Source organism: Bacteroides sp. D22, assembly GCF_000163675.1.
Classification (GTDB): Bacteria; Bacteroidota; Bacteroidia; order Bacteroidales; family Bacteroidaceae; genus Bacteroides; species Bacteroides xylanisolvens.
This window is the reverse complement of sequence record NZ_GG774809.1, coordinates 159,019-182,472: the sequence shown is the minus strand read 5'-3', so window position 1 is coordinate 182,472 and position 23,454 is coordinate 159,019. Positions and strand designations below refer to the sequence as shown.

At 43.8% G+C, this 23,454-nt stretch carries 17 protein-coding genes and 2 pseudogenes; 9 read left to right on the top strand and 10 right to left on the bottom strand.

Features of this window, described 5'->3' with window-relative positions; translation table 11 throughout:
- Positions 1-598: 598 nt before the first annotated feature.
- Positions 599-1,442: pseudogene (locus HMPREF0106_RS09770) on the bottom strand (AAA family ATPase).
- Between the two features lie 497 nt (positions 1,443-1,939).
- Positions 1,940-2,377: a DUF6078 family protein gene (locus tag HMPREF0106_RS09775; protein WP_004304904.1), complete on the bottom strand. Its 438-nt coding sequence runs from the start codon at positions 2,375-2,377 to the stop codon at positions 1,940-1,942.
- 137 nt (positions 2,378-2,514) lie between these two features.
- Here HMPREF0106_RS09775 and HMPREF0106_RS09780 point away from each other — a divergent pair, with 137 nt between their 5' ends.
- From HMPREF0106_RS09780 to gldH, 8 genes are all read left to right on the top strand, one after another.
- The gene (locus tag HMPREF0106_RS09780; RefSeq protein ID WP_008645274.1) at positions 2,515-4,611 is read left to right on the top strand and encodes a BT4734/BF3469 family protein; all 2,097 of its coding nucleotides are present in this window, start codon (positions 2,515-2,517) and stop codon (positions 4,609-4,611) included.
- Between the two features lie 268 nt (positions 4,612-4,879).
- A complete protein-coding gene (locus tag HMPREF0106_RS0124835; RefSeq protein WP_032851430.1) occupies positions 4,880-6,199 on the top strand; it encodes a transposase in 1,320 nt (439 codons plus the stop codon).
- A 71-nt stretch (positions 6,200-6,270) separates the two neighbouring features.
- A complete protein-coding gene (locus HMPREF0106_RS27865) occupies positions 6,271-6,546 on the top strand; it encodes a transposase (RefSeq protein ID WP_008648391.1) in 276 nt (91 codons plus the stop codon).
- 151 nt (positions 6,547-6,697) lie between these two features.
- Positions 6,698-7,210 carry a ferritin-like domain-containing protein gene (locus HMPREF0106_RS09785; protein ID WP_004304906.1) on the top strand — a complete coding sequence of 171 codons (513 nt, stop codon included), beginning with the start codon at positions 6,698-6,700 and terminating at the stop codon, positions 7,208-7,210.
- Between the two features lie 186 nt (positions 7,211-7,396).
- The gene (metF, locus tag HMPREF0106_RS09790) at positions 7,397-8,350 is read left to right on the top strand and encodes a methylenetetrahydrofolate reductase [NAD(P)H] (RefSeq protein ID WP_004304907.1); all 954 of its coding nucleotides are present in this window, start codon (positions 7,397-7,399) and stop codon (positions 8,348-8,350) included.
- A 1-nt stretch (position 8,351) separates the two neighbouring features.
- The gene (locus HMPREF0106_RS09795; protein WP_004304908.1) at positions 8,352-9,476 is read left to right on the top strand and encodes an ATP-binding protein; all 1,125 of its coding nucleotides are present in this window, start codon (positions 8,352-8,354) and stop codon (positions 9,474-9,476) included.
- A gap of 15 nt (positions 9,477-9,491) precedes the next feature.
- The gene (locus tag HMPREF0106_RS09800; protein WP_008776373.1) at positions 9,492-11,006 is read left to right on the top strand and encodes a stage 0 sporulation family protein; all 1,515 of its coding nucleotides are present in this window, start codon (positions 9,492-9,494) and stop codon (positions 11,004-11,006) included.
- Positions 10,984-11,457 (top strand): gliding motility lipoprotein GldH, encoded by a 474-nt coding sequence (gldH, locus tag HMPREF0106_RS09805; RefSeq protein WP_009040285.1) that lies wholly within the window; start codon positions 10,984-10,986, stop codon positions 11,455-11,457. The genes HMPREF0106_RS09800 and gldH overlap by 23 nt, the downstream gene beginning before the upstream one ends.
- A gap of 2 nt (positions 11,458-11,459) precedes the next feature.
- Here the strand turns inward: gldH and rodA are convergent, their stop codons facing one another.
- The 8 genes from rodA to HMPREF0106_RS09845 all read right to left on the bottom strand — a co-directional run bounded on the left by rodA (position 11,460) and on the right by HMPREF0106_RS09845 (position 23,135).
- A complete protein-coding gene (gene rodA / locus HMPREF0106_RS09810; protein ID WP_004304911.1) occupies positions 11,460-12,917 on the bottom strand; it encodes a rod shape-determining protein RodA in 1,458 nt (485 codons plus the stop codon).
- Complete coding sequence (gene mrdA, locus HMPREF0106_RS09815; RefSeq protein ID WP_004324644.1) at positions 12,898-14,760, bottom strand: penicillin-binding protein 2; 1,863 nt, start codon at positions 14,758-14,760, stop codon at positions 12,898-12,900. The genes rodA and mrdA overlap by 20 nt, the downstream gene beginning before the upstream one ends.
- Positions 14,761-14,762: 2 nt before the next feature.
- Complete coding sequence (mreD, locus tag HMPREF0106_RS09820) at positions 14,763-15,260, bottom strand: rod shape-determining protein MreD (protein WP_004299943.1); 498 nt, start codon at positions 15,258-15,260, stop codon at positions 14,763-14,765.
- Positions 15,257-16,102 carry a rod shape-determining protein MreC gene (gene mreC / locus HMPREF0106_RS09825; RefSeq protein WP_004299942.1) on the bottom strand — a complete coding sequence of 282 codons (846 nt, stop codon included), beginning with the start codon at positions 16,100-16,102 and terminating at the stop codon, positions 15,257-15,259. Before mreC ends, mreD begins: the two co-directional genes overlap by 4 nt.
- A gap of 7 nt (positions 16,103-16,109) precedes the next feature.
- Positions 16,110-17,132 carry a rod shape-determining protein gene (locus HMPREF0106_RS09830; protein WP_004299941.1) on the bottom strand — a complete coding sequence of 341 codons (1,023 nt, stop codon included), beginning with the start codon at positions 17,130-17,132 and terminating at the stop codon, positions 16,110-16,112.
- Positions 17,133-17,258: 126 nt separating this feature from the next.
- Entirely contained in the window at positions 17,259-18,782 is a 1,524-nt protein-coding gene (gene purH, locus HMPREF0106_RS09835) for a bifunctional phosphoribosylaminoimidazolecarboxamide formyltransferase/IMP cyclohydrolase (RefSeq protein WP_004310431.1), read from the bottom strand.
- Positions 18,783-18,933: 151 nt separating this feature from the next.
- Positions 18,934-20,970 carry a M13 family metallopeptidase gene (locus tag HMPREF0106_RS09840; protein ID WP_009040284.1) on the bottom strand — a complete coding sequence of 679 codons (2,037 nt, stop codon included), beginning with the start codon at positions 20,968-20,970 and terminating at the stop codon, positions 18,934-18,936.
- Positions 20,971-21,179: 209 nt separating this feature from the next.
- Complete coding sequence (locus HMPREF0106_RS09845) at positions 21,180-23,135, bottom strand: ABC-F family ATP-binding cassette domain-containing protein (RefSeq protein WP_008776375.1); 1,956 nt, start codon at positions 23,133-23,135, stop codon at positions 21,180-21,182.
- A 176-nt stretch (positions 23,136-23,311) separates the two neighbouring features.
- Here HMPREF0106_RS09845 and HMPREF0106_RS27115 point away from each other — a divergent pair.
- Positions 23,312-23,454 (top strand): annotated as a pseudogene (locus tag HMPREF0106_RS27115) (IS5/IS1182 family transposase); the annotation flags it as partial.

The window sequence follows — 23,454 nt, the reverse complement described above, 5'->3', positions numbered from 1 at the left end:
CGTTCATCCTGAGCCAGGATCAAACTCTTCATTAGTAAAAGTATCTTTTCATCTGTTAAGATGATTTTTTTGCTCTGTTCAGGACGCCGTAATTTTATTGACCTTATTCAAATACCTATTATCTTCAATCGTATCGCTACTCTCTCGGACAAGTATTGACGGTTCTATTTTTTTACTTGTACTACTTGTATTGTTTATCAATATTTCAAAGAACTAACGTGGCTTCCGCCGCGCCTGCTTTCTTTGCGAAAGCGGATGCAAAGATAAGGACTTTTTCAGATAACTTCCAAACTTTTTTCAAAGTTTTTTGTTTTTATTTTCTGATGCCTTAATCTTGTAGCAGAATGTCAATCATTAGGCTCTGTCTCTCTAGCAAAGCGGGTGCAAAAGTAGACAACTTATCAATAACATCCAAATATATCGGACTATTTTTCTATTCTTTCTTGAAACTTTTTTGTAACTCATTGATTGATAACGATGTCATAGAGTATATTTTTTCAGATAGACACATCCTTATATGGAACACCTATACATTATTATATAGTGCACTCAAATGTAAGTTCTATTTTCCTATACCTAACAGAAATTCTATATACATTCAAGATTCCACGATCCACTTTTCGATATTACGAGTTTCTGCGCTGAAATTTATTCCTATTTTAAAATGATAGCCGTCATAACACTCTCTCAAATCTTCACAGAGTTTATCATACGTTATTCCACGTGCTGCTGCAAATTCATGTAGTTCCGCTTCCAGATTTTCATGGATTTCACGCTCGCTGACACCACAAATTTCGACATACTCATTCCACATTGAAATATCATCCAAATTGTTCAAGTCACTGAATACACTGACTTTGCCAAACTTTGTCACGCCGGTAAGCAGAGCAAACTTTATATACCCGTCCTTCGTTTTCAAAGCGCCATAAAATGGCCTCAGGGTATTTTGGAATTGCTTTTGAAGTTCTTCATTGCCGATGGCTTGTAACATAGGTTTGTCATACTCATCTACCAGAATAACTACACGTTGCCCCGTCTTTTCGAATGATACCGGCAAAGCGCAGGGAAAAGAATGTTTCAGACGGACGGGTGCCGTATTGGCTTTCCCAATATTCAAGATTATCATTCAATATTTTATCCAGACTTTCCAGCGTGTCATACTTCTCAATATTAAGGTCGAGATGCAATATAGGATGCTTTATCCAATCCTTTTCCAACTTTTCCACAGCCAATCCTTCAAACAGTTCCTTTTTCCCTTGGAAATAAGCCTCCAAGGTAGAAATGAGCAGACTCTTTCCAAAACGGCGCGGACGACTCAAGAAGTAATAACTTCCGGTCTTGACCATTTGATACATTAATGCAGTTTTATCAATATAGAAATAACCGTCATTACGAATCTTTTCGAAATTCTGAATGCCGATAGGATAAATTTTATTGCTCATAATCTCTGCTTTTATAAATTAATACCAGTCACCTGTCCTACATATATATATATATTTTTAATAGAACTCCTTCTCACGCAAGGTTAAAAGATTCTTTTCCTCAAGCCACTATTACCTCTAATTTTCCCTACAATAAAGTTTGAAAAATAAAAAAACATCTGCCACCTGCAACAAAATCGAAATAACAAACTGACTGATAAACAATTATAGCGTTGCAGATACCGTTGCAGATACGTTGCAGATAAAAACATCTGCAACACAGCGGTAAGAAGAAATGTTGCACACCAAGCATCAAAGTTTATTTTCCTATCATTGAAGCGCTCGTTTCCTGCGTCAGAACTCCGGTTCCCAGGCGGGAAACTACAGTTTCCGCGCATGGAAACGAGAGTTTCCAGCCAGAGATACTAGCGTTTCCCGCTAGAGACACTGGAGTTTCCATATAGAGAAACGACAGCGAAACCGTAGCTAAAGATTTTCAGAGAAGGAGATATACAAGACTAACCCCAGTTATAATCCTCCACGTAACCGTCGAAATACTCATCCAGACTAACGCCAAGCTCCTTGGCTACGGCAATAATCCGCCGTTGTTCGACCGGACTAAGGTTCATGTCTCCCCTACGTTTCAAATAATAGTTCTTTCTACCCATATATTCAATCATACGATAGCGAAAGGTATCTGCCACACGAACCGTAAGAGCACTAATCGTACGCATAAAGCCGCGTGCATAACGCACTTTCTCATTGGAACGGTAATAATCACAAGCACTTTTCATCGCTTTCAGCCGGTTGGGATTCATTATTGACAGGAAAACCCGCTCCGCCGGAGCATACTCTAAGGCGATATGCCGCAGACAAGTCGTGGCACGCGGACATTCTTCGGCTGCACACAAGCCGAAAGTATAAGGAACGATGGAATAATCGAATGGTTCTTTCATTGCTGTTTATCGGTTTTATTGTTATTAAATTCTACAAATGTACGGATAAAAAGGATAAACAGATAAAATATCCATGTTTATTTGCAAGAACGGGCAAATATGACTAACTTAGCAGAATATTATTAACAAAACAAAAGATGAAAATTACTCAATTAAGAGACAAGGACAAAACTACTGCGCTGACTACAATGGATATGGAAACGTGGATAGGAAAAACACGGACAGAAACAAAGACACAGCCTGTGTCCGCCTTCAGAGAAGTGTTGCGATATTCCCTGCCCGACTCACGCTGCTACGAAGCAGACAAGCTTCCGAAGATTCTTCCGGCTGCGGAATTCCGCAGGGCGGAAGGTGGAAAACAAATGAAAAGTTATAACGGAATAGTAGAACTGACCGTCGGACCGTTGTCAGGCGGCCCGGAGATTACATTGGTAAAACAATTGGCATGGGAACAGCCGCAGACTCACTGCGTCTTTACCGGTTCGAGCGGACGGTCAGTGAAAATATGGGCGAAATTTACCCGCCCTGACAATTCGCTTCCACAGAAAAGAGAAGAAGCGGAGATATTTCATGCGCATGCCTATCGTTTGGCCGTGAAATGCTATCAGCCGCAAATTCCGTTCAGCATTTTACCCAAAGAGCCTAGTCTGGAACAGTATTCACGGCTGTCATACGACCCGGAACTTATGTACAGACCGGATTCCGTTCCGTTTTATCTCTCGCAACCGTCAGGGATGCCCGAAGAACTGACTTATCGGGAAGCGGTACGCTCGGAAAAGTCACCGTTGACACGGGCCGTGCCGGGATATGACACGGAGCGCGCTATATTTATGCTTTTCGAAGCGGCTTTGAGAAAGACCCATGAAGAAATCTACGAAGCGGAAGATGAAGGTGCCCCCGAAAGAGGGGAAGACTTTCAGGCTATGGTGACACAACTGGCTGTCAACTGCTTCCATTCGGGCATTCCCGAAGAGGAAACGGTGAAACGTACTATTTTCCACTATTACCTGCGCCGTCAAGAGGTGCTCATCCGCCAGCTGGTCAAGAATGTATATGAAGAACAAAAAGGGTTCGGAAAGAAGAGCAGCTTAGGGAAAGAACAGTACCTGTCACTCCAGACAGAGGAGTTTATGAACAGGCGCTACGAATTCCGTTACAACACCCAAGTGGGAGAAGTGGAATACCGCGAGCGGAACTCATTCCATTTTTACTTCAATCCTATCAACAAACGGGTGCTGAACAGTATCGCACTAGATGCGCAAGCCGAGGGTATTCCGCTATGGGACAGGGACATAAGCCGATATATCTACTCCAACCGCATCCCTGTATTCAATCCGTTGGAAGATTTCCTCTACCATCTCCCCGTCTGGGACGGCAAAGACCGTATCCGCGGACTGGCGCAAACCGTTCCCTGCGAAAACAAGCATTGGGTAGACTTGTTTCACCGCTGGTTTCTCAACATGGTCATGCACTGGCGTGGGACAGATAAGAAATATGCGAATAATGTTTCGCCCCTGCTGGTAGGCCCGCAAGGTTGCCGTAAATCGACATTCTGCCGCAGCCTCATCCCGCCCGCCATGCGTGCATACTATACGGACAGCATCGATTTCTCACGAAAGACGGATGCCGAATTGTATCTCAATCGTTTTGCGCTCATCAACATTGACGAGTTCGACCAGATCAGCGCCACCCAACAAGGATACCTGAAACATATCCTGCAAAAACCGATTGTAAATATGCGCAAACCTTATGGAAACGCCGTACTTGAAATGCGCCGTTATGCTTCATTCATCGCAACGAGCAACCAAAAAGATTTGCTGACCGACCCTACGGGCAGCCGCCGCTTTATCTGTATCGAAGTAACCGGAACGATAGATACAAACAAGGCGATAGATTATGAACAGCTTTACGCGCAGGCCATGTATGAGCTCGACCACGGCGAACGTTACTGGTTCGACCAGTCCGAAGAGCAGATTATGACCAGAAGCAACCGTGAATTTGAACAAGTTTCGCTCGAAGAACAGTTGTTTTACCGTTATTTCCGTCCGGCCAAAGAGAAAGAGGATGGCGAATGGCTCTCACCGGCGGAGATTTTGGAAGATATAAAGAAAAACAGTGCCATACCGTTGTCAAACAAGCGGGTAAGTGTGTTCGGGCGAGTTCTCCGTAAACATGAAATCCCGTCGAAACGTGTACACAGAGGTACTGTCTACCATGTTGTACGAGTTTTATAAGACCAACAGATGCGTTGCAGATACTACATCTGCAACGTATCTGCAACAGGTATCTGCAACGCTGTAATACGTTTATTTTCAATAAGATAATTCAATTTCGTTGCAGGTGGCAGATAAAACAGCACTTTACAAGGTTCTTCGTCAAATTTGGTGGTAATCTCTTTTTTATTTCGACGGTTTCCCTCTTCTTCTTTCTTAATCCTATAAAAAGTTGTAGATATGTTTGCTTTTTAGTAACTTTAAAGACACCACATCATTAAGAGTTACAATGCAACAAGTCATATCTACAACGTACAAATATACATCAAAAAAAGAAAATGCTCCTACAAATAGGGGATTATTCCATGATTTCAGATTCAGTCTTGGCTACGATAATCTGCAACAAGATGGTATCTCTGAAGCTGTTGGCTCATTGACGGTCTTTCTACATACGGCTGGCAAAGGGGCTTCCTGTCCTTATTGCGGACATTTCAGTCACCGATTGCACAGTTACTACTCCCGTCATATTGAGGATCTTGAAGTTTACGGTCATACTTTGGAGTTAGTCATCAAGGTTGGCAAATATTATTGTGACAATGTTTCTTGTCCACAAAAAATATTCTGCGAACCGTTGTCTTTTCTGGCTCGTCGGTATGGTAGACGGAGCTATCTTGTTGAGGAACGCATCAGATCGATAAGTTTGGAACTTACTTCCCGAAAGGCCTCTTCTCTTTTGCAACTGTTCCATATAACAGCCAGTAGCTCTTCCTGCTTACGCATCCTACAACAGTGCGGACAACACAATCCTATGCATAATAAAAGTATTTATGTAGGTATTGATGATTTTGCCTATAAAAAAGGTAAGGATTATATGAGTGTGGTCGTAGACCAGATGACACACATACCTATTGCTTTGTTAGAGGATAGAAACGGAGAAGCACTTGATAACTGGCTCATCCGGAATCCTCAAATACAATATATAACGAGAGACCGTGGAAGATGTTTCACAGAGGCTATAAACAGAATAATTCCTGGTGTTACACAAATCTGCGACCGATTCCATCTAATCAAGAATATGACGGACACGATGATACCGGAAATAGAGAAAATAATCCGTCAGACCAAGAAAAAGCTCAAATACGAATATCCTGACAGAGACACGGCTTCTTCGTTAATTCTTCAGGACATATTTAACATGGGAGATGTCCGACACAGAGAAAAATTGAAGATATACAGGGAAAGCTTGAACTTAAAAATGCAGGGGATGACCATTGAGCAGACAGCCACACATTTGGGTAAGAAAAGTCGCTACATTTATAAGATTATTCACAACAGAAGAATAGGGGCATACTTGAATGAGCAACAGAAGACAGCTCTTAAATATGTATCCGAACTGGCTACAATCATTAGTGCGGGCTGTATTACTCGAAAAATATTGGCACAAAAAATGGGGAGTAAAATCAGTGGCGCACTTATTGGAAGGATAACATCCAGCTTGCGAAAAAGGTATCAACAAAAGAGGAAGGAAGTCAAGGAGCATAATGAGAGCATTGAAAACAGAAGTAAAATACAGAGAGTTTCACAGAATCAGATACGCAAATCATTCTAAAGGGAGAATCGGATAATCCTAAACTAGCGGAACTGTATAAGTCCTCACCGCAGATTAAAGAACTTTTAAGCGTGTGTCAGAATTTCAGAGATATGATTAATGGGAACACTTATGATAAGGATATTAGAAAGTGGATTGAAAAAGCGAAGGCAACACGGAATATGGCACTGACGAACTTTGCATATGGTATTGAAAAAGACTGGGAGGCAGTACAGGCAGCTATTGATATCCCCTTCAGTAACGGATTACTGGAGGGGACAGTGAATAAAATTAAAGCGGTAAAAAGACAGATGTACAATAGGGCAGGAATTAAACTACTGAGAGCGAAGATTATTTATTCACAATAGAAGAAGTACCACCAAATTTGACGAAGAACCCTTTACAAACTTATGTGTAGGTAAAGCTATCTTTCTGTTAAATTCTCAATGAGCCATAAACAAAAATCCCGCCTGTCTGTTACATTGGCAACTTAAACATAGTAACCTAAACATAAAAATTATGGCTAGAGAAAGTGTAAAAATTCTACAAGGGAAACTAGATGTAGAAAGTTTAATCGCACAGTTGAACGCAGCATTAGCTGAAGAATGGTTGGCATACTATCAATATTGGGTAGGTGCATTAGTAGTGGAAGGTGCCATGCGTGCCGATGTACAGGGTGAATTTGAGGAACATGCCGAAGAAGAGCGCAGACATGCGCAACTGCTCGCTGACCGTATCATTGAGTTGGAAGGAGTTCCGGTGCTCGACCCTAAGCAATGGTTTGAGTTGGCAAGATGCAAATATGATGCTCCGCAGGGGTTCGACTCTGTCAGTTTGCTGAAAGACAATGTAGCTTCCGAACGCTGCGCAATCCTTCGTTATCAGGAAATTGCAGATTTTACCAATGGGAAAGATTTCACTACCTGCGACATCGCCAAACATATTCTTGCCGAAGAGGAAGAACATGAACAGGATTTACAAGATTATCTGACGGACATCGCCAGAATGAAGAAATCATTCCTCGACAAGTAAATTCTAATATAATAATTAGGCAAAAGAGGGTGTATCCTGCAGGGGATATTCCCTCTTTTATCTATTATAGTACGATAAAAACAAAACTATTTTAGAGTAAATCAAGAAGAAATCTTTCTTTTTTCGTATTTTTGTCCCAATATGCACGTTTAATCCAAGTAGATAACGAACATTAGCAAAAAAAGAATGAAAGTAATTGATTTAATACATAGCAACAAGAAAACTGCTTTTTCTTTCGAGATACTTCCACCGCTGAAAGGAACGGGAATAGAAAAGTTATATCAGACAATCGATACGCTTCGGGAATTTGACCCGAAATATATCAATATCACTACTCACCGCAGCGAATATGTGTATAAAGACCTCGGTAACGGATTGTTTCAGAGAAACCGCTTGAGAAGGCGTCCAGGAACGGTTGCCGTGGCTGCCGCCATCCAGAACAAATACAATATTACGGTAGTCCCGCATATTTTGTGCAGCGGATTCACACGTGAAGAAACCGAGTATGTGTTGCTCGACCTGCAATTTCTGAATATCACGGAATTACTGGTGTTGCGTGGTGACAAAGCGAAACATGAGTCGGTATTTACACCGGAAGGTGACGGTTATCATCATGCTATCGAGTTGCAGGAGCAAATCAATAATTTCAATAAAGGTATTTTTGTGGACGGTTCGGAGATGAAAGTCAGCAGTACGCCTTTTTCATACGGGGTGGCTTGTTATCCGGAGAAGCACGAAGAAGCGCCTAATATCGAGACTGACCTTTACTGGCTGAAGAAAAAAGTGGAGAACGGGGCGGAATATGCCGTGACACAGTTGTTCTACGATAACAGGAAATATTTTGAATTTGTGGAGCAGGCGAAGGCGGCAGGTATCAATATACCTATCATTCCGGGAATCAAACCGTTCAAGAAGCTGTCTCAATTGAGCATGATTCCAAAGACTTTCAAAGTGGACTTGCCGGAAGACTTGGTGAAAGAGGCTTTGAAATGCAAAAATGACGCAGAAGCCGAGCAAGTAGGTATCGAATGGTGTGTAGCCCAGTGCAAGGAGTTGATGGCTCATGGAGTGCCGAGTATTCATTTCTACTCTATCGGAGCAGTAGACAGTATCAAAGAAGTAGCCAAAATCATTTATTGATATGTTTTTCAGAGACGTAATCGGACAGGAAGAAATCAAGCAACGGCTCATTCAGGAAGTGAATGAGGGGCGTATTCCACATGCCCAGCTTATTTGCGGACCGGAAGGGGTCGGGAAAATGCCGTTAGCTATTGCATACGCACGTTACATCAGTTGCACCAATCGGGGGGAGACTGATGCCTGCGGAACGTGTCCGTCCTGCGTGAAATTCAATAAACTGGTGCATCCCGACGTACATTTCGTATTCCCTATCGTGAAAAGCGCAAAGGGGAAAAAGGAAGTATGCGATGATTATATAGCCGACTGGCGACCGTTTGTTATCAATCATCCTTACTTTAATCTCAATCACTGGTTAGGAGAGATGGATGCGGAGAACTCACAAGCATTGATCTATGCCAAAGAGAGTGACGAGATTCTGAAAAAACTTAGTTTGAAATCCAGTGAAGGGGGATTTAAGATTACGATTGTATGGCTGCCGGAAAAAATGCATCCGGTGTGTGCCAACAAACTGCTGAAGTTGCTTGAGGAACCGCCCGAAAAAACGGTTTTCTTATTGGTATCGGAAGCGCCGGACATGATTCTGCCCACTATCCTAAGCCGTACCCAGCGCATGAATGTGCGGAAGATTGATGAAGCCAGCATCGACCGGGTATTACAGACTAAATATAACATTTTGCCTGCCGACAGTATTTCCATTGCCCATCTGGCAAACGGGAATTTTATCAAGGCACTCGAAACAATTCATCTGAATGAAGAGAACCAGTTGTTTTTTGACTTGTTTGTCAGCCTGATGCGGTTGTCTTACCAACGGAAAATCAGGGAGATGAAAATGTGGAGCGAGCAAGTGGCGGGCATGGGACGTGAACGTCAGAAGAACTTCCTGGAATATTGCCAGCGCATGATTCGGGAGAATTTTATCTTCAACTTGCACCAGCGCAATTTGACGTATATGACGATTAATGAACAGAATTTTGCAACCCGCTTTGCGCCTTTTGTCAACGAACGTAACGTGATGGGCATCATGGACGAATTAAGCGAAGCGCAACTACATATAGAACAGAATGTAAATGCTAAAATGGTATTCTTCGACTTCTCGCTGAAGATGATTGTACTGTTGAAGCAATAATAAATATATAAACTTATGGAATATAAACTTCATAATGGAAGCGGTGGCCTTTGTTGCAAAGGATGCTCCCGACAAGATAAAAAGCTGAACACCTACGATTGGCTGGCGGACATTCCGGGCAATGCGGAAGAGAGTGACATGGTGGAAGTGCAATTCAAAAATACCCGGAAGGGATATTTTCGAAACAGCAACAAGATTAAACTGGAAAAAGGAGATGTAGTTGCCGTTGAAGCGGCTCCCGGCCATGACATCGGCGTGGTTACATTGACCGGCCGGCTCGTTCCCCTGCAAATGAAGAAAGCAAACTTCAAAGCAGATACGGAAATCAAGCGTGTCTATCGGAAAGCCAAGCCGGTAGATATGGAAAAATTCAACGAAGCCAAAGCCAAAGAACACGCTACGATGATTCGTGCGCGTCAGATTGCGTTGAATCTCAATCTGGATATGAAAATCGGAGACGTGGAGTATCAGGGGGATGGCAACAAAGCTATTTTCTACTATATTGCCGATGAGCGGGTAGACTTCCGGCAGCTGATTAAAGTATTGGCCGAAGCATTCCGCGTACGTATCGAAATGAAACAAATCGGTGCCCGTCAGGAAGCAGGACGCATCGGCGGTATCGGTCCTTGCGGACGCGAACTTTGCTGCGCTACATGGATGACGAGCTTCGTCTCTGTTTCTACCAGTGCAGCCCGTTTTCAGGACATCTCATTGAATCCGCAGAAACTTGCCGGACAGTGCGCTAAGCTGAAATGCTGTCTGAACTACGAAGTGGACTGTTATGTGGAAGCTCAAAAACGTCTCCCTTCGAGAGAGATAGAGTTGGAAACGAAAGATGGTACTTTCTATTTCTTCAAAGCGGATATTCTAAGCAATCAAGTTTCTTATTCTACGGATAAAAACTTCCCAGCCAATCTGGTCACTATCAGCGGAAAACGTGCGTTTGAAGTAATCTCCATGAATAAGAAAGGAATGAAGCCGGACAGCTTGCTCGAAGAAGAAAAGAAACCGGAACCGAGAAAACCAGTTGACTTGCTGGAACAGGAAAGTGTTACCCGTTTCGACCGCAGCCGGAATAATAAAGAGGGCGGCAATAATGCTAACCGGAATAATAAAAAGAAGAAGAAAGGAAACAATAATAACGGAAACCGCCCGCAACAGCAAGCAGAAGGCGGCAATCGTCCGCAACAACCTCAACGGGAAAATGAAAACCGCCCGCAACAGTCAGAAAACGGCAACAGAGGGGAAAGAGACAACCGTCCGAGAAATAACAATAACAACAACCGGAACAGAGGACAGAACCAGGGACGGAACAACGAAAACAGACGTCCGGAAAGAGGATCAAATCAGGAACGTCCACAAGGACAGGAACGGTCGAATCAGGAACGTCCGCAACAGCAAGACCGTCAACGCGAACAGCAAGGACAGGAACGTCAAGAACGTCGTCCCAACCACGAGCGTCCTTCCAGGCCGGAAAGAAATCAGAATCAGGAGAAACAGTCAACTAATGAAAAGCCTACTCAAGAATAGTATATTGAGTCTATTCAGCGCTTGCTTACTGACAGCCTGCAATGAACATACAGTGTATCACTCTTATCAATCCCTTCCCAACAAGGGATGGGGAAAGAGTGATACACTCTCTTTTCAGGTTCCCATAACTGACAGCGTTCCCACTACTCTCCGGCTTTTTGCGGAAGTCCGCAACAGTATCGAATATCCTTATCATGACCTCCATTTATTTATCAGTCAGAATCTACAGGATTCTACGGTATGGCGCACTGATACCATTGCTTTCTGCCTGGCTGACTCTACCGGAAGATGGACGGGACACGGATGGGGAAGCATTTACCAATCGGAAACTTTTATTACATCTGTTCGCCCCTTACATCCTGCAAATTATACTATTAAAATTATGAGCGGAATGAAAGATGAAAAGTTACAAGGATTGAGCGATGTAGGTATCCGTATTGAGAAGCAGTAAGATTAGAGTCTTCTGCCACGTCCTGCATCAATGCGCAGGAAGATAAACAGCAATATCGTAAATCCCCATAAAGAAGAACCTCCATAGCTGAAGAAAGGCAATGGAATACCGATAACCGGGGTTAACCCCAGCACCATACCGATATTAATAAATAAGTGGAAAAGGAAAATACTGACGACCGAATATCCATAAACCCGCCCAAAGTTGGAAGTCTGCCGTTCGGACAGGAAGATTAATCGTAAGATCAAAATCAGGAAAGCCAACAGAACAGCAGCCGAACCGACAAATCCTTGCTCCTCACCCACTGTACAGAATATAAAGTCGGTATCCTGTTCGGGCACGTACTTTAATTTTGTTTGCGTACCATTCAGGAACCCTTTTCCTGTCAACCCACCGGAACCGATAGCAATCTTGGACTGATTCACGTTGTATCCGGCACCGGTCAAATCTTCTTCCAAACCGAGCACTACTTTGATACGGACTTGCTGGTGAGGTTCGAGCACATTATCAAATACATAGTTACTAGAATACAGGAAGCCGACAGAACCGATTGTAAACAGGGCAATCAGAAAATAAGTACGCTGCCGCTCACTTAATGCCAAATAAATCAGATAGCCTATCACCACAATACAAAGTGCCCATTGCACCCAAACGAGGCTAAAATGCACCCAATATTCGGATATTAAATAAGCAATCAGTAATATAGCCAAACTTCCACCAATGATATTGCGGGTAGCAGACCATTTCTTACGATATACCCACACCATACCACCGGCAAATAATAAGATCAATAGTAATACGATAAATTCTCCCAGTGGTGTAGGAGTATCGGCGATAAAGACTTCATCAAAACGAATGCCGACCACAAAGTAGATTACCGCACATACGCCCGCAAAAAGCACTACTCCCGGCATTCCTTCACGATAAAGCACCAGAAAAAAAGCAAGATAAACCAATGCGGACCCTGTCTCCCGCTGACCGATAATCAATAACATCGGAAGAAGAATGATGAATCCCAGGATAAAGGCACACTTTTCTTTCTTGATACTAAATGAATAAGAGTTCATGTATTTAGCCAACGCTAAGGCCGTAGCGAACTTGGCAAACTCGGCGGGTTGCAGGCTCACAGGCCCCATGACAAGCCAGGAGCGTGATCCTTTGGTGTCCGGTGCTATGAAGATGGTAACAATGAGCAGGAGAATCATCCCCACATATATAATGTACGCGAACATATCATACATACGGTCTTCCAGCATCAACAGCACGAATCCGAGCCCGAAGGAACAGATAATCCATACGAACTGCTTGCCGGCACGGGTCGAGAAGTCGAGGAAGTCGCGTTCGCCATAGTCATAGCTGGCTCCGCAGACGCTAAACCATCCGCCAACAATCAGGAGCAGGTAAATAAAAATCGTTACCCAGTCCAGCGTTTTCCACAAACTATCGTTCCTCGTTACCATATAATATCACTCTGTTACTAAATTCTTCCGCCCTCAACTCGTTCTCCGGCGAGAGCTTGCCTTTCAAATACTGTTCCATCATCAGTGCGCCGAAAGGAACTCCGTAAGTAGCACCCCATCCGCCGTTCTCTACATAGACGGCAATAGCTATCTTCGGTTTGTTCATCGGTGCAAAGCCCATAAATACCGAGTGGTCGTGTCCGCGGTTCTGCGCAGTACCCGTTTTTCCACAGGCTTCCAAATCCGGAACCATCACTGACAGCATACGACAAGTTCCTCCGGTAGCTGCGCCACGCATTCCTTCTACGACTGATTCATAATGTCTTTTCTCAATAGTGGTATAACGTGGTACGCGATAGATGCTGTCCAACTGATTGTCTTGGATTTCCTTTACAATATGCGGTGTCACAAAATATCCTCTGTTAGCAATCGTTGCTCCCAGGTTAGCAATCTGAAGGGGAGTGGATAGAATTTCCCCCTGTCCGATAGAGATACTGATTACTGTCAGTCCGTTCCAATGCCCGCGATAAGCTTTATCGTAGAACTGCGCATTCGGAATCAAGCCCCGTTTCTCTCCCGGCAAATCAACTCCCAGTTTGTAGCCAAATCCTTGCGAAACCATGTGGTCTTTCCAGACCGTAATGGCGTTTTGTGGCGAACCGTATTTACGATCGCCAAACATACGGAACAATCCCCAACAGAAATAGGAGTTGCACGATGTAGCAATAGCCGGAATCAATGGCAAGGGAGATCCGTGAGCATGGCAGCCTACTGTCAATCTTCCGTAATGGAACCCATGTGAGCAAGGGAATGCCGGACTTTGTTCGGTGATAATTCCTTCTTGCAGGAATGTCAGTCCTTGCGCTGTCTTGAACGTAGATCCCGGAGGATACACTCCCATCAGGGCACGATTCAAAAGCGGTTTGGTCATATCACGTTGCAAGGCTAGATGGTTCTTGCCACGCTGGCGCCCAATCATCAAATGCGGGTCATAATTGGGAGAGGATACCAGACAAAGGATTTCTCCGGTCTCCGGTTCAATAGCCACAATGCTTCCAATCTTATTCTTTAATAAACGTTCGCCCAGCATCTGTAAGTCAATATCCAAACTCAATGTCAGGTTCTTGCCGGGAACGGAAGGACGGTCATATTCACCATCCATATAATGTCCCTGGATACGACCGTGCGCATCACGAAGCAGAATCTCAATTCCTTTCTCGCCACGCAGATACTTTTCATACGATTTCTCGACTCCTAACTTGCCGACATAATCCCCACGGATGTAGTACCCTTCTTCATCCGCTTCCATTTCTTTTGCGGAGACTTCTCCGATATCTCCCAAAGCATGGGCGGCAGCATTGTACGAATATTGACGGATGGTACGCCGTTGAATATAAAAGCCACGAAACTTAAACAGCTTTTCCTGAAAGACACCACATTCTTCCGCCGAAAGTTGCGACATAAACAACTGGTTGGTATAGCGGGAATACCCCGGATTGCGGCGACGGTCTTTCATATCGCTCATTATTTTGAGAAACTGTGCACGGGTGATATTCAGCGATTGGCATAAATCGAGTGTGTCCAGATTCTCTATTTCCTTTGGCACGATCGTTATGTCGTATGCCGGCTGATTGAATACCAATAGTTTACCGGTCCGGTCATAAATAGCGCCACGCGAGGGGTACTGGATTTTATTCAGAAAAGCGTTACTGTCAGCATTCTTCTTGTAGTCATCGGTCGTGATCTGCAATACAAAAAGACGTATCAGATAAATCAAAACAATGGAGATAGCAATGCCTCCGATTACAAATTTGCGCTTCTCTAAGATATAATCTTTTGCCATCGTTACTTCTTAATCCCTTCTATAGCTATGATACAGGTTACAGTCAGAATAGTGCAAAGGAGCACTCGCAACAGTAACAGCCAAATGCTGGTAAATGAGAAGAACTCAATGGAGAGTAATGCCAGACTGTGCACAAAAACACTTGCAGTAGTATATTTTAAGAAAGGACTGATTCCCATCGTCTTGAAAGAGGGAATAAGGCTGTCCGGATTATCACGGGGCATGAACAGACGAAGCAAAGAAGGACGGAGAAAGGCAAGCAATACGGTAGCTGCCGCATTCATTCCCGGAGTATCGGAGAATATATCAATGGTCAGTCCGAAGAAAAAAGCCCACAGCATCAGTTCATTCCGGGAAGTGCCGGAGCTGAATTTCAGAATAAAATAGATATAGAGAAAAGGAGTAGCATAGCCGGCAATATGTACACTATTAAGGATTAGCACCTGAAGAAGTACCAAGCCGATAAACCATCCGATTCTATGTATATAAGTAATAATCATTCTTTCATCACCTTGTTTTCAAGTTTCTTCTGTTCTTCCTGACCTGTCCGGGCTACCACCCGAACGTCACTCAACTTACCGAAATCAGTAGCCAGCTTGATTTTCAACAGATAGGAAAGTCCGTCATTAGAGTCGGACATATCATCCACCGTTCCCACCATTATACCTTCGGGAAAGACGGTGGAGAAACCACTGGTAACGACTGTATCTCCCAAATTAAACTCTGCATGACGAGGCAAGTCTTTCAGATAAGCATAGCGCGAATCTCCATGTTCCCATTTCAGGTAGCCGAAATAATCACTGCCGATAATCTTGCAACTGATATTCGACTTGCTGTTCAGTACCGAAATCACCACCGAGTAGGAAGGAGAGGTTTCATAAACAATCCCTACAATCCCATTACCATCCACCACTCCCATTTCGGAGCGAATACCGGAAGAGGAACCTTTATCGAGCGTGATATAATTATCAACCAGATTCAAACTGTTCTTTATCACATGCGCTTTAAACAACTGATAATCCGCTTGCGGTACCTGCCGGATGCTGTTGATGGCCATAGAATCGAGCTGCTGCTCTCTCAATGCTTTTTCCAGATTAGTGATCTGTTGTTCGAGCACCATGTTGCGATCCAACAGATCTTCATTGACCGATTTCAGATGAAAATAAGAGGAAATCCCTCCCGAAACTTCATAAACCGCCCCCACAACCGTATTGGCAGAAGTGAAGAATGCACTCTGCTGATAACGGTTGAACCGAAATAACAAAACAAAACTGGCTACCTCCAATAAGATGAAGAGGAACCAGTAATTGTATTTCAGAAGGAAGTTTAATAAATTCCTCATCCCCGGTTTATCTCATTAAGAAAGAGAAACGGTCTACGTTCTTCAATGCCACTCCTGTACCTTTGGCAACTGCATGCAAAGGATCTTCCGCAATATGGAAAGGAATATTGATCTTATCGGTCAATCTCTTATCCAGTCCACGAAGCAATGCACCACCTCCGGAGAGATAGATACCATTGTGCACAATATCAGCATATAGTTCAGGAGGTGTATTTTCCAATGCACTCAAGATAGCAGTTTCGATCTTTGAAATTGATTTCTCCAGACAGTGAGCTACTTCCTGGTAGCATACAGGCACTTCCATCGGAAGAGCAGTGATACGGTTCGGACCGTGAACGATATAATCTTCCGGAGCATCATCACCCAGTTCGGTTAAAGCAGCACCTACATTGATTTTGATACGTTCTGCCATACGCTCGCTGACTTTCACATTATGCTGACGGCTCATATATTCGCGAATATCCTCTGTCAGGTCATCACCGGCTGTGCGGATGGAGTTGTTGGAAACGATACCTCCCAAAGAGATAACGGCAATTTCCGTAGATCCACCACCTATATCGACAATCATGTTTCCTTCCGGAGCTTCTACGTCGATGCCGATACCGATTGCCGCAGCCATCGGCTCGAAAATCAAATAAACATCACGACCACCGGCATGTTCCGCAGAGTCACGGACAGCACGGAGTTCGACTTCCGTACTTCCCGAAGGAACGCCAATCACCATGCGAAGAGAAGGTGAAAACAAATGGTTGCGAGTATTCACCTGCTTTATCAAACCGCGCATCATCTGCTCGCAGGCATAGAAGTCGGCAATCACTCCGTCTCTCAACGGACGGATGGTACGTATGTTTTCGTGGGTTTTTTCATGCATCAACTTCGCCTTTTCCCCCACGGCAATCATCTTTTCTGTACGGCGATCCAGAGCAACAACCGAAGGCTCATCCACCACGATTTTTCCGTTCGTGATGATGATAGTATTGGCTGTGCCCAAGTCCATTGCTATCTCTTGTGTAAAAGAAAATAATCCCATTTTTTTATTTACTATTTGACAATTTACTATTTACTATTTGATACATACTTATTACTATCTGACAATCAAATCCATATTGCCGAACGGCTGAATAGTAAATTGTAAATTGTCAAATAGTAAATCGCTTTAGTGTTTAAAATGACGGATACCGGTAGTCACCATCGCCATACCGTGCTCATTGCAATAAGCAAATGATAAATCGTCTTTTACCGAACCTCCCGGTTGGATAACAGCCGTAATACCTTCTTTATCTGCAATTTCCACACAGTCGGGGAACGGGAAGAAGGCATCGGAAGCCATTACTGCACCATTCAGGTCGAAACCGAATGATTTGGCTTTTTCAATTGCTTGTTTCAATGCGTCTACACGTGAAGTCTGTCCTACACCGCTTGCAAGAAGTTGTTTATCCTTTGCCAATACGATGGCGTTGGATTTGCTGTTCTTTACAATTTTGTTGGCAAACAACATATCTTCCACTTCTTCCGGAGTAGGAGCTTTGTCTGTCACGGTTTTCAGGTCGGCTACCGTTTCAATATTAGTATCTTTATCCTGCACCAATACGCCATTCAGCAAAGCACGGAATTGTTTCTTAGGCAATTTAGCTTCCTTACGAACGAGGATGATGCGGTTCTTTTTCTGTCCCAGGATTTCGAGTGCATCCACATCATAATCCGGCGCGATAATCACTTCGAAGAAAATCTTGTTGATTTCTTCCGCAGCTTCTTTGTCGATGACACCATTCGTAATCAATACACCGCCGAAAGCAGAAACCGGATCACCGGCCAATGCGTCTTTCCAAGCTTCTAAAACTGTAGCACGGGAAGCTAATCCGCAAGCGTTGTTGTGTTTCAGGATAGCGAAAGTGAGGTCATCGAATTCGTCGATCAGGTCAACGGCTGCGTTGATGTCGAGAAGATTGTTATAAGAGATTTCTTTTCCGTGAATCTGGTCGAACATTGCTTCCAGATTTCCGTAGAAATAACCTTTCTGATGTGGGTTTTCACCGTAACGAAGTTGCTTCTGGCTATTAACAGAGCAACGGAAAGCAGAACCTTCGCCGGCATCGAAATAATTGAAAATAGCCGAATCGTAGTGAGAAGAAACGGCAAATGCTTCTTTAGCCATCCAGCGACGTTCTTCAAGTGAAGAAGTAGCGCCGTGCTCCATCAACATATCCAATAATGGTTTGTATTGAGCTTGAGAAGCTACGATGATTACATCGTTATAGTTCTTGGCTGCGGCACGAATCAGTGAGATTCCGCCTATATCGATTTTTTCAATAATGTCTGCTTCAGATGCACCGGAAGCTACAGTAGCTTCGAACGGATACAAATCAACAATAACCAGATCTATCTCGGGAATTTCATATTTCTCAATCTGTTGCATATCCTGTTCCAGGCCGCGACGACAAAGAATACCTCCGAAAATTTTCGGATGTAATGTCTTTACTCTACCACCGAGAATAGAAGGATAAGTGGTCAAATCTTCCACTGCCTTGCAAGGATATCCCAATGATTCAATAAACTGACGAGTTCCGCCTGTCGACAAAAACTCTACTCCCTCTTCATGAAGTTTGGTAATAATTTCATCCAAACCTTCTTTATGGTATACAGATACCAATGCAGTTTTTATTCTTTTAGACTCTGACATTGAATTGCTTATTAAGTATTTGGTGTGCAAAGTTACGAAATATTGTTTATCGTACGTAATAAATAAGGTGTGAATTAATAAAAAAAAGCGTTGACTCTCCTCAACGGAAAATCAACGCCTCTTCGCATATATATTCTCTATTCAAAAACTATTACCAAATAGATACTCGTTTTTCTTTAGGTACGAACATCGAATCCTGTTCGGTGATTTTGAATGCTTCATACCAATTCTGGATATGAGGAAGAGCACCGTCCACACGCCATTTGCCTAATGAGTGAGGATCAAGTTTGGTCAATCGGAGAATCTCTTCCGGACGGATATTTCCTGCCCACACATTAGCGTATGCCAGGAAGAAACGTTGTTCCGGAGTAAATCCGTCAACAATTTCCAGCGGTGCGGCTTCTGTTGCATTCTTGAATGCCTGGAAAGAAACTTGCAAACCTCCGTGGTCGGCAATGTTCTCTCCAAGTGTCAGGCTACCGTTTGCGTGTACGCCCGGAGCTACTTCAATGCTGTCAAAGAAGTTAACCATCACCTGTGCCCGTTCTTCGAACTTTTTAGCATCCTCTTCTGTCCACCAATCTTTCAGGTTTCCGTCTTTGTCATATTGACGTCCCTGATCGTCAAATCCATGAGTCATCTCATGGCCGATTACCACGCCGATTGCACCGTAGTTCATAGCATCGTCCGCATTCATATCGAAGAACGGAGGTTGCAGGATAGCTGCCGGGAAGCAGATTTCATTGGTAGTCGGGTTATAATAAGCGTTCACTGTTTGAGGAGTCATCAACCATTCATCCTTGTCTACCGGTTTGCCGGCTTTGGCAATCATTTCGTTGTAATCCCATTCGTTGGCACGCTTGATATTTGCCCAGTAAGAATCATCTTTGATCTCCAGTGCGGAGTAATCTTTCCATTTATCAGGATAACCTATTTTTACATGGAAGGTTGCCAGTTTCTCCAACGCTTTTTCCTTGGTCGGTTCACTCATCCATTCCAAACCTTTGATACGTTCTCCCAAAGAAGTTTGCAGGTTCTTCACCAGTGTAACCATACGTTCTTTGGCAGCAGCCGGGAAGTACTTCTCTACATACATCTGTCCTACCACTTCGCCAAGTACACCATCTACGGTGCTCACGGAACGTTTCCAGCGAGGCTGCATTTCTTTCTTTCCAGACATTGTTCTGCTGTAGAAATCGAAGTTCTGTGCTTCAAAATCATCGCTTAGATAAGAAGCGGCAGCATCTATCAATCCCCATTGGAGATACAGTTTCTGATCGTCCAGTGATACGGTGTTTATCACATCGGCTACTTCCTTCATAGCAGCAGGCTGACCTACGTTCACTTCGTTCAAATCTTTCAAACCGGAAACGGTGAAATAAGTATCCCAGTCAAAAGTAGGGAAGTTCTTTTTCAGCGTCGCCCTATCCATCTTGTTATAATTAGCATGAGGATCACGCAATTCCACTTGTGAGCGAGCCGCTTTCGCCAGGCGAGTTTCGATGTTCATCACTGCTTTCACCGCTTTCTGTGCAGTAGCCTCATCATAACCTGCTAATTGGAACATCTTGGCGATATGTTCCTGATATTTATTACGGATATTTTTAGTCTGCTCGTCATTCTCCAGATAATAGTCACGCTGTCCCATTCCGATACCACCTTGATAGGTCTGTACGATATTCATGGAACTGTTCATATCATCCGCACTTACAAACATGGTGAAGTAAGGACGGATGCCTTTCTTCTGGCTCTCTGCGATATATGCGTAGATTTCTCCTTTATCCTTGAGAGCGTCAATGGCTGCCAGTTCTGCTTTGATCGGAGCTACACCTTCCTGATTCAGCTTCACGCTATCCATTGCGATATTATAAAGATCACCTACTTTCTGCGCAGCACTGCCCGGTGCGTTATCTTTCTTCGCTGCCAATTCGGCAATCAATGCTTTCAGTTGTTCACGACTGTTTTCGCGCAACATGTCGAATGTACCGAAACGTGAATACTCGTCTGTCAGCGGATGATCTTTCACCCAACCTCCACAGGCATATTGATAAAAACTTGTACCCGGCATAGCCGTGGTATCCAGATTAGCAAGGTCGATACCGGACGTCAGCACGGCCTCTTTCTTACTGTTACATCCTGTTGTCATAAGGCATACGGCAAGAATTGGTAAATACTTGGTTACTTTCATATTGTATAAATAATTAAATAGTCTCTCTAATCAACAATCATCCTACCCGCAGTCCGACACCGAGGAAGAAGGTGACCGACACCGAGGAACGCCTCGTTCCTCAACGAGAAACACCTGTTTCGACACCGAGAAACAGATACCCGCCAGGAATACCTTCTACCGAGGTATAGCATTTCTCTCACATAGTGCCCGGAAGTATGCGTTTTGTTCTAGTTTTTCGCTTCTTCCAGTTCCATCGAAACCCGCTCCCACTCTTCAACAATGCCATCCAACTGTTGCTTCAGTTTTTGATGCCGTTCATAGAGCTGCATATCCGAAGCTCCTTCGGGAGTTGCCATCTTCGCTTCTACGATAGCAATCGCGGATTCGGTTTCCTCTATTGAAGCTTCACAGTCCGCCACCTGGCGTTCGAGTTTCTTAATCTTCTTATTAAGTTCTTTCTGGGCTTCGTAAGAGAGCTTATTCTCCGAAGGCTGAACGGTTTCAGGTTCATTACCTTTAGCTGAAGCCGTGGGAGAAGCCGACAATCCCGCTCCTTTCTGAAGCTCGTTCAAGCTATCTATCTTTTTCTTTTGCAAGAATTCATAGATACCTCCAAGGTGTTCTTTTACAAGTCCACCACCAAACTCATATACTTTAGTCGCAAGTCCATCCAGAAAATCACGGTCGTGGCTGACAAGAATCACTGTTCCGTCAAATTCGCGGATAGCTTCCTTCAAAACATCTTTCGAACGCATATCCAAATGATTGGTCGGTTCGTCCAGAATCAGTAGATTTACGGGTTCCAGCAGAAGTTTAATCATCGCCAATCGCGTACGTTCTCCTCCGGAAAGGACTTTCACCTTTTTATCCGAAGCTTCGCCTCCAAACATGAAAGCTCCCAGTATATCACGTATCTTCAGACGGATATCTCCTGTCGCTACCCGGTCAATCGTATCGAATACAGTCAAGTTCTCATCCAACATTTGTGCCTGGTTCTGCGCAAAATAACCGATTTGTACATTATGTCCGATCGTTAGTTTGCCTTCGAAATCAATCTCGTCCATGATACATTTCACCAAGGTAGACTTACCCTCTCCGTTCTTCCCGACGAAAGCCACTTTCTCTCCCCTGTTGATAGTCAGGTTGACATCATGGAAAACGACATGGCTGCCATACGCTTTGCGCACATCTTCGCAAATCACAGGATAGTTTCCGCTACGACTGGCTGGAGGGAATTTTAAACGCAAGGCGGAATTATCTTCCTCGTCCACTTCGATGCGGTCTATCTTTTCCAGTTGCTTGATACGGCTTTGCACCTGTACGGCTTTCGTTGCTTTATAGCGGAAGCGTTCGATGAAGTCTTCTGTATCCTGTATTTGTTTCTGCTGATTTTCGTAAGCACGGAGCTGTTGTTCACGGCGTTCTTTACGCAGGACTACAAACTCATCGTACTTCACTTTGTAGTCGTAAATCTGACCGCAAGTGATTTCGATGGTACGGGTAGTTACGTTATTCAGGAAAGCACGGTCATGGCTGACTAATACGACTGCATTGGCACGTGTAGACAAAAAGTTTTCCAACCATTGGATACTTTCAATATCAAGGTGATTGGTCGGCTCATCGAGCAAAAGCACGTCCGGGCGACGTAAAAGCAATTTTGCCAATTCGATACGCATACGCCATCCACCAGAAAACTCCGAAGTAGGGCGTTCAAAATCTTCCCGGCTGAATCCCAATCCAAGAAGTGTCCGTTCGATTTCCGCCTGAAAGTTCGTACCGCCCATCATCAGAAACCGGTCGTTTTCATGCGTGAAACGGTCTATCAACTGATGATATTCTTCCGAATCATAGTCTGTCCGTTCCGCCAGTTCCTGATTCATCCGTTCCAACTTCGCCTGAAGCTCAAATATATGTTCGAATGCCAGTTCTGCCTCTCCCATCACCGTCCGGTTGTCGGAAAGAATCATGACTTGTGGCAAATATCCGATGGTTACATCTTTCGGAGTAGCTACCACTCCGCGTGTCGATGACTGCAAACCTGCCAATATCTTCAGCATGGTTGATTTGCCGGCACCATTTTTGCCGACCAATGCAATGCGGTCTTTCTTATTAATTACATAGCTGACGTCCTCAAAAAGCGGCGTCGCATTAAATTCTACTGATAATCCTTCTACTGAAATCACTTCTGCTTCTGATTTATAACATTTTGGACTGCAAAGATACTGAATATTTATTAGATACTACTTAGTCGCCCCTTAGAATGTGCTTTTACGCCTAATAATCAACATATTAATATATAAATTGCTTTGATATATCTGCAAGTTTTTGTATCTTTATGGTTGAAAACTTGCAGATTATTATGATAAACAAGACCACCCCTCAGCCCTCCTTGTTCAGCTCTTTGACAGACCAGCTGAATCCCAGGCATCCCTTATACCTGCTTGCCAATAAGATAGACTGGCGCCGTTTTGAAGAAGCTTTCTCCCCGCTATACTGTGCCGT

Bases quoted from the DNA above. Each gene is read 5' to 3' on its own strand.
- HMPREF0106_RS09775 (WP_004304904.1), bottom strand. From the start codon at position 2,377: ATGAAAGAACCATTCGATTATTCCATCGTTCCTTATACTTTCGGCTTG.
- HMPREF0106_RS09780 (WP_008645274.1), top strand. From the start codon at position 2,515: ATGAAAATTACTCAATTAAGAGACAAGGACAAAACTACTGCGCTGACT.
- HMPREF0106_RS0124835 (WP_032851430.1), top strand. From the start codon at position 4,880: ATGCAACAAGTCATATCTACAACGTACAAATATACATCAAAAAAAGAA.
- HMPREF0106_RS09785 (WP_004304906.1), top strand. From the start codon at position 6,698: ATGGCTAGAGAAAGTGTAAAAATTCTACAAGGGAAACTAGATGTAGAA.
- metF (WP_004304907.1), top strand. From the start codon at position 7,397: ATGAAAGTAATTGATTTAATACATAGCAACAAGAAAACTGCTTTTTCT.
- HMPREF0106_RS09795 (WP_004304908.1), top strand. From the start codon at position 8,352: ATGTTTTTCAGAGACGTAATCGGACAGGAAGAAATCAAGCAACGGCTC.
- HMPREF0106_RS09800 (WP_008776373.1), top strand. From the start codon at position 9,492: ATGGAATATAAACTTCATAATGGAAGCGGTGGCCTTTGTTGCAAAGGA.
- gldH (WP_009040285.1), top strand. From the start codon at position 10,984: ATGAAAAGCCTACTCAAGAATAGTATATTGAGTCTATTCAGCGCTTGC.
- rodA (WP_004304911.1), bottom strand. From the start codon at position 12,917: ATGGTAACGAGGAACGATAGTTTGTGGAAAACGCTGGACTGGGTAACG.
- mrdA (WP_004324644.1), bottom strand. From the start codon at position 14,760: ATGGCAAAAGATTATATCTTAGAGAAGCGCAAATTTGTAATCGGAGGC.
- mreD (WP_004299943.1), bottom strand. From the start codon at position 15,260: ATGATTATTACTTATATACATAGAATCGGATGGTTTATCGGCTTGGTA.
- mreC (WP_004299942.1), bottom strand. From the start codon at position 16,102: ATGAGGAATTTATTAAACTTCCTTCTGAAATACAATTACTGGTTCCTC.
- HMPREF0106_RS09830 (WP_004299941.1), bottom strand. From the start codon at position 17,132: ATGGGATTATTTTCTTTTACACAAGAGATAGCAATGGACTTGGGCACA.
- purH (WP_004310431.1), bottom strand. From the start codon at position 18,782: ATGTCAGAGTCTAAAAGAATAAAAACTGCATTGGTATCTGTATACCAT.
- HMPREF0106_RS09840 (WP_009040284.1), bottom strand. From the start codon at position 20,970: ATGAAAGTAACCAAGTATTTACCAATTCTTGCCGTATGCCTTATGACA.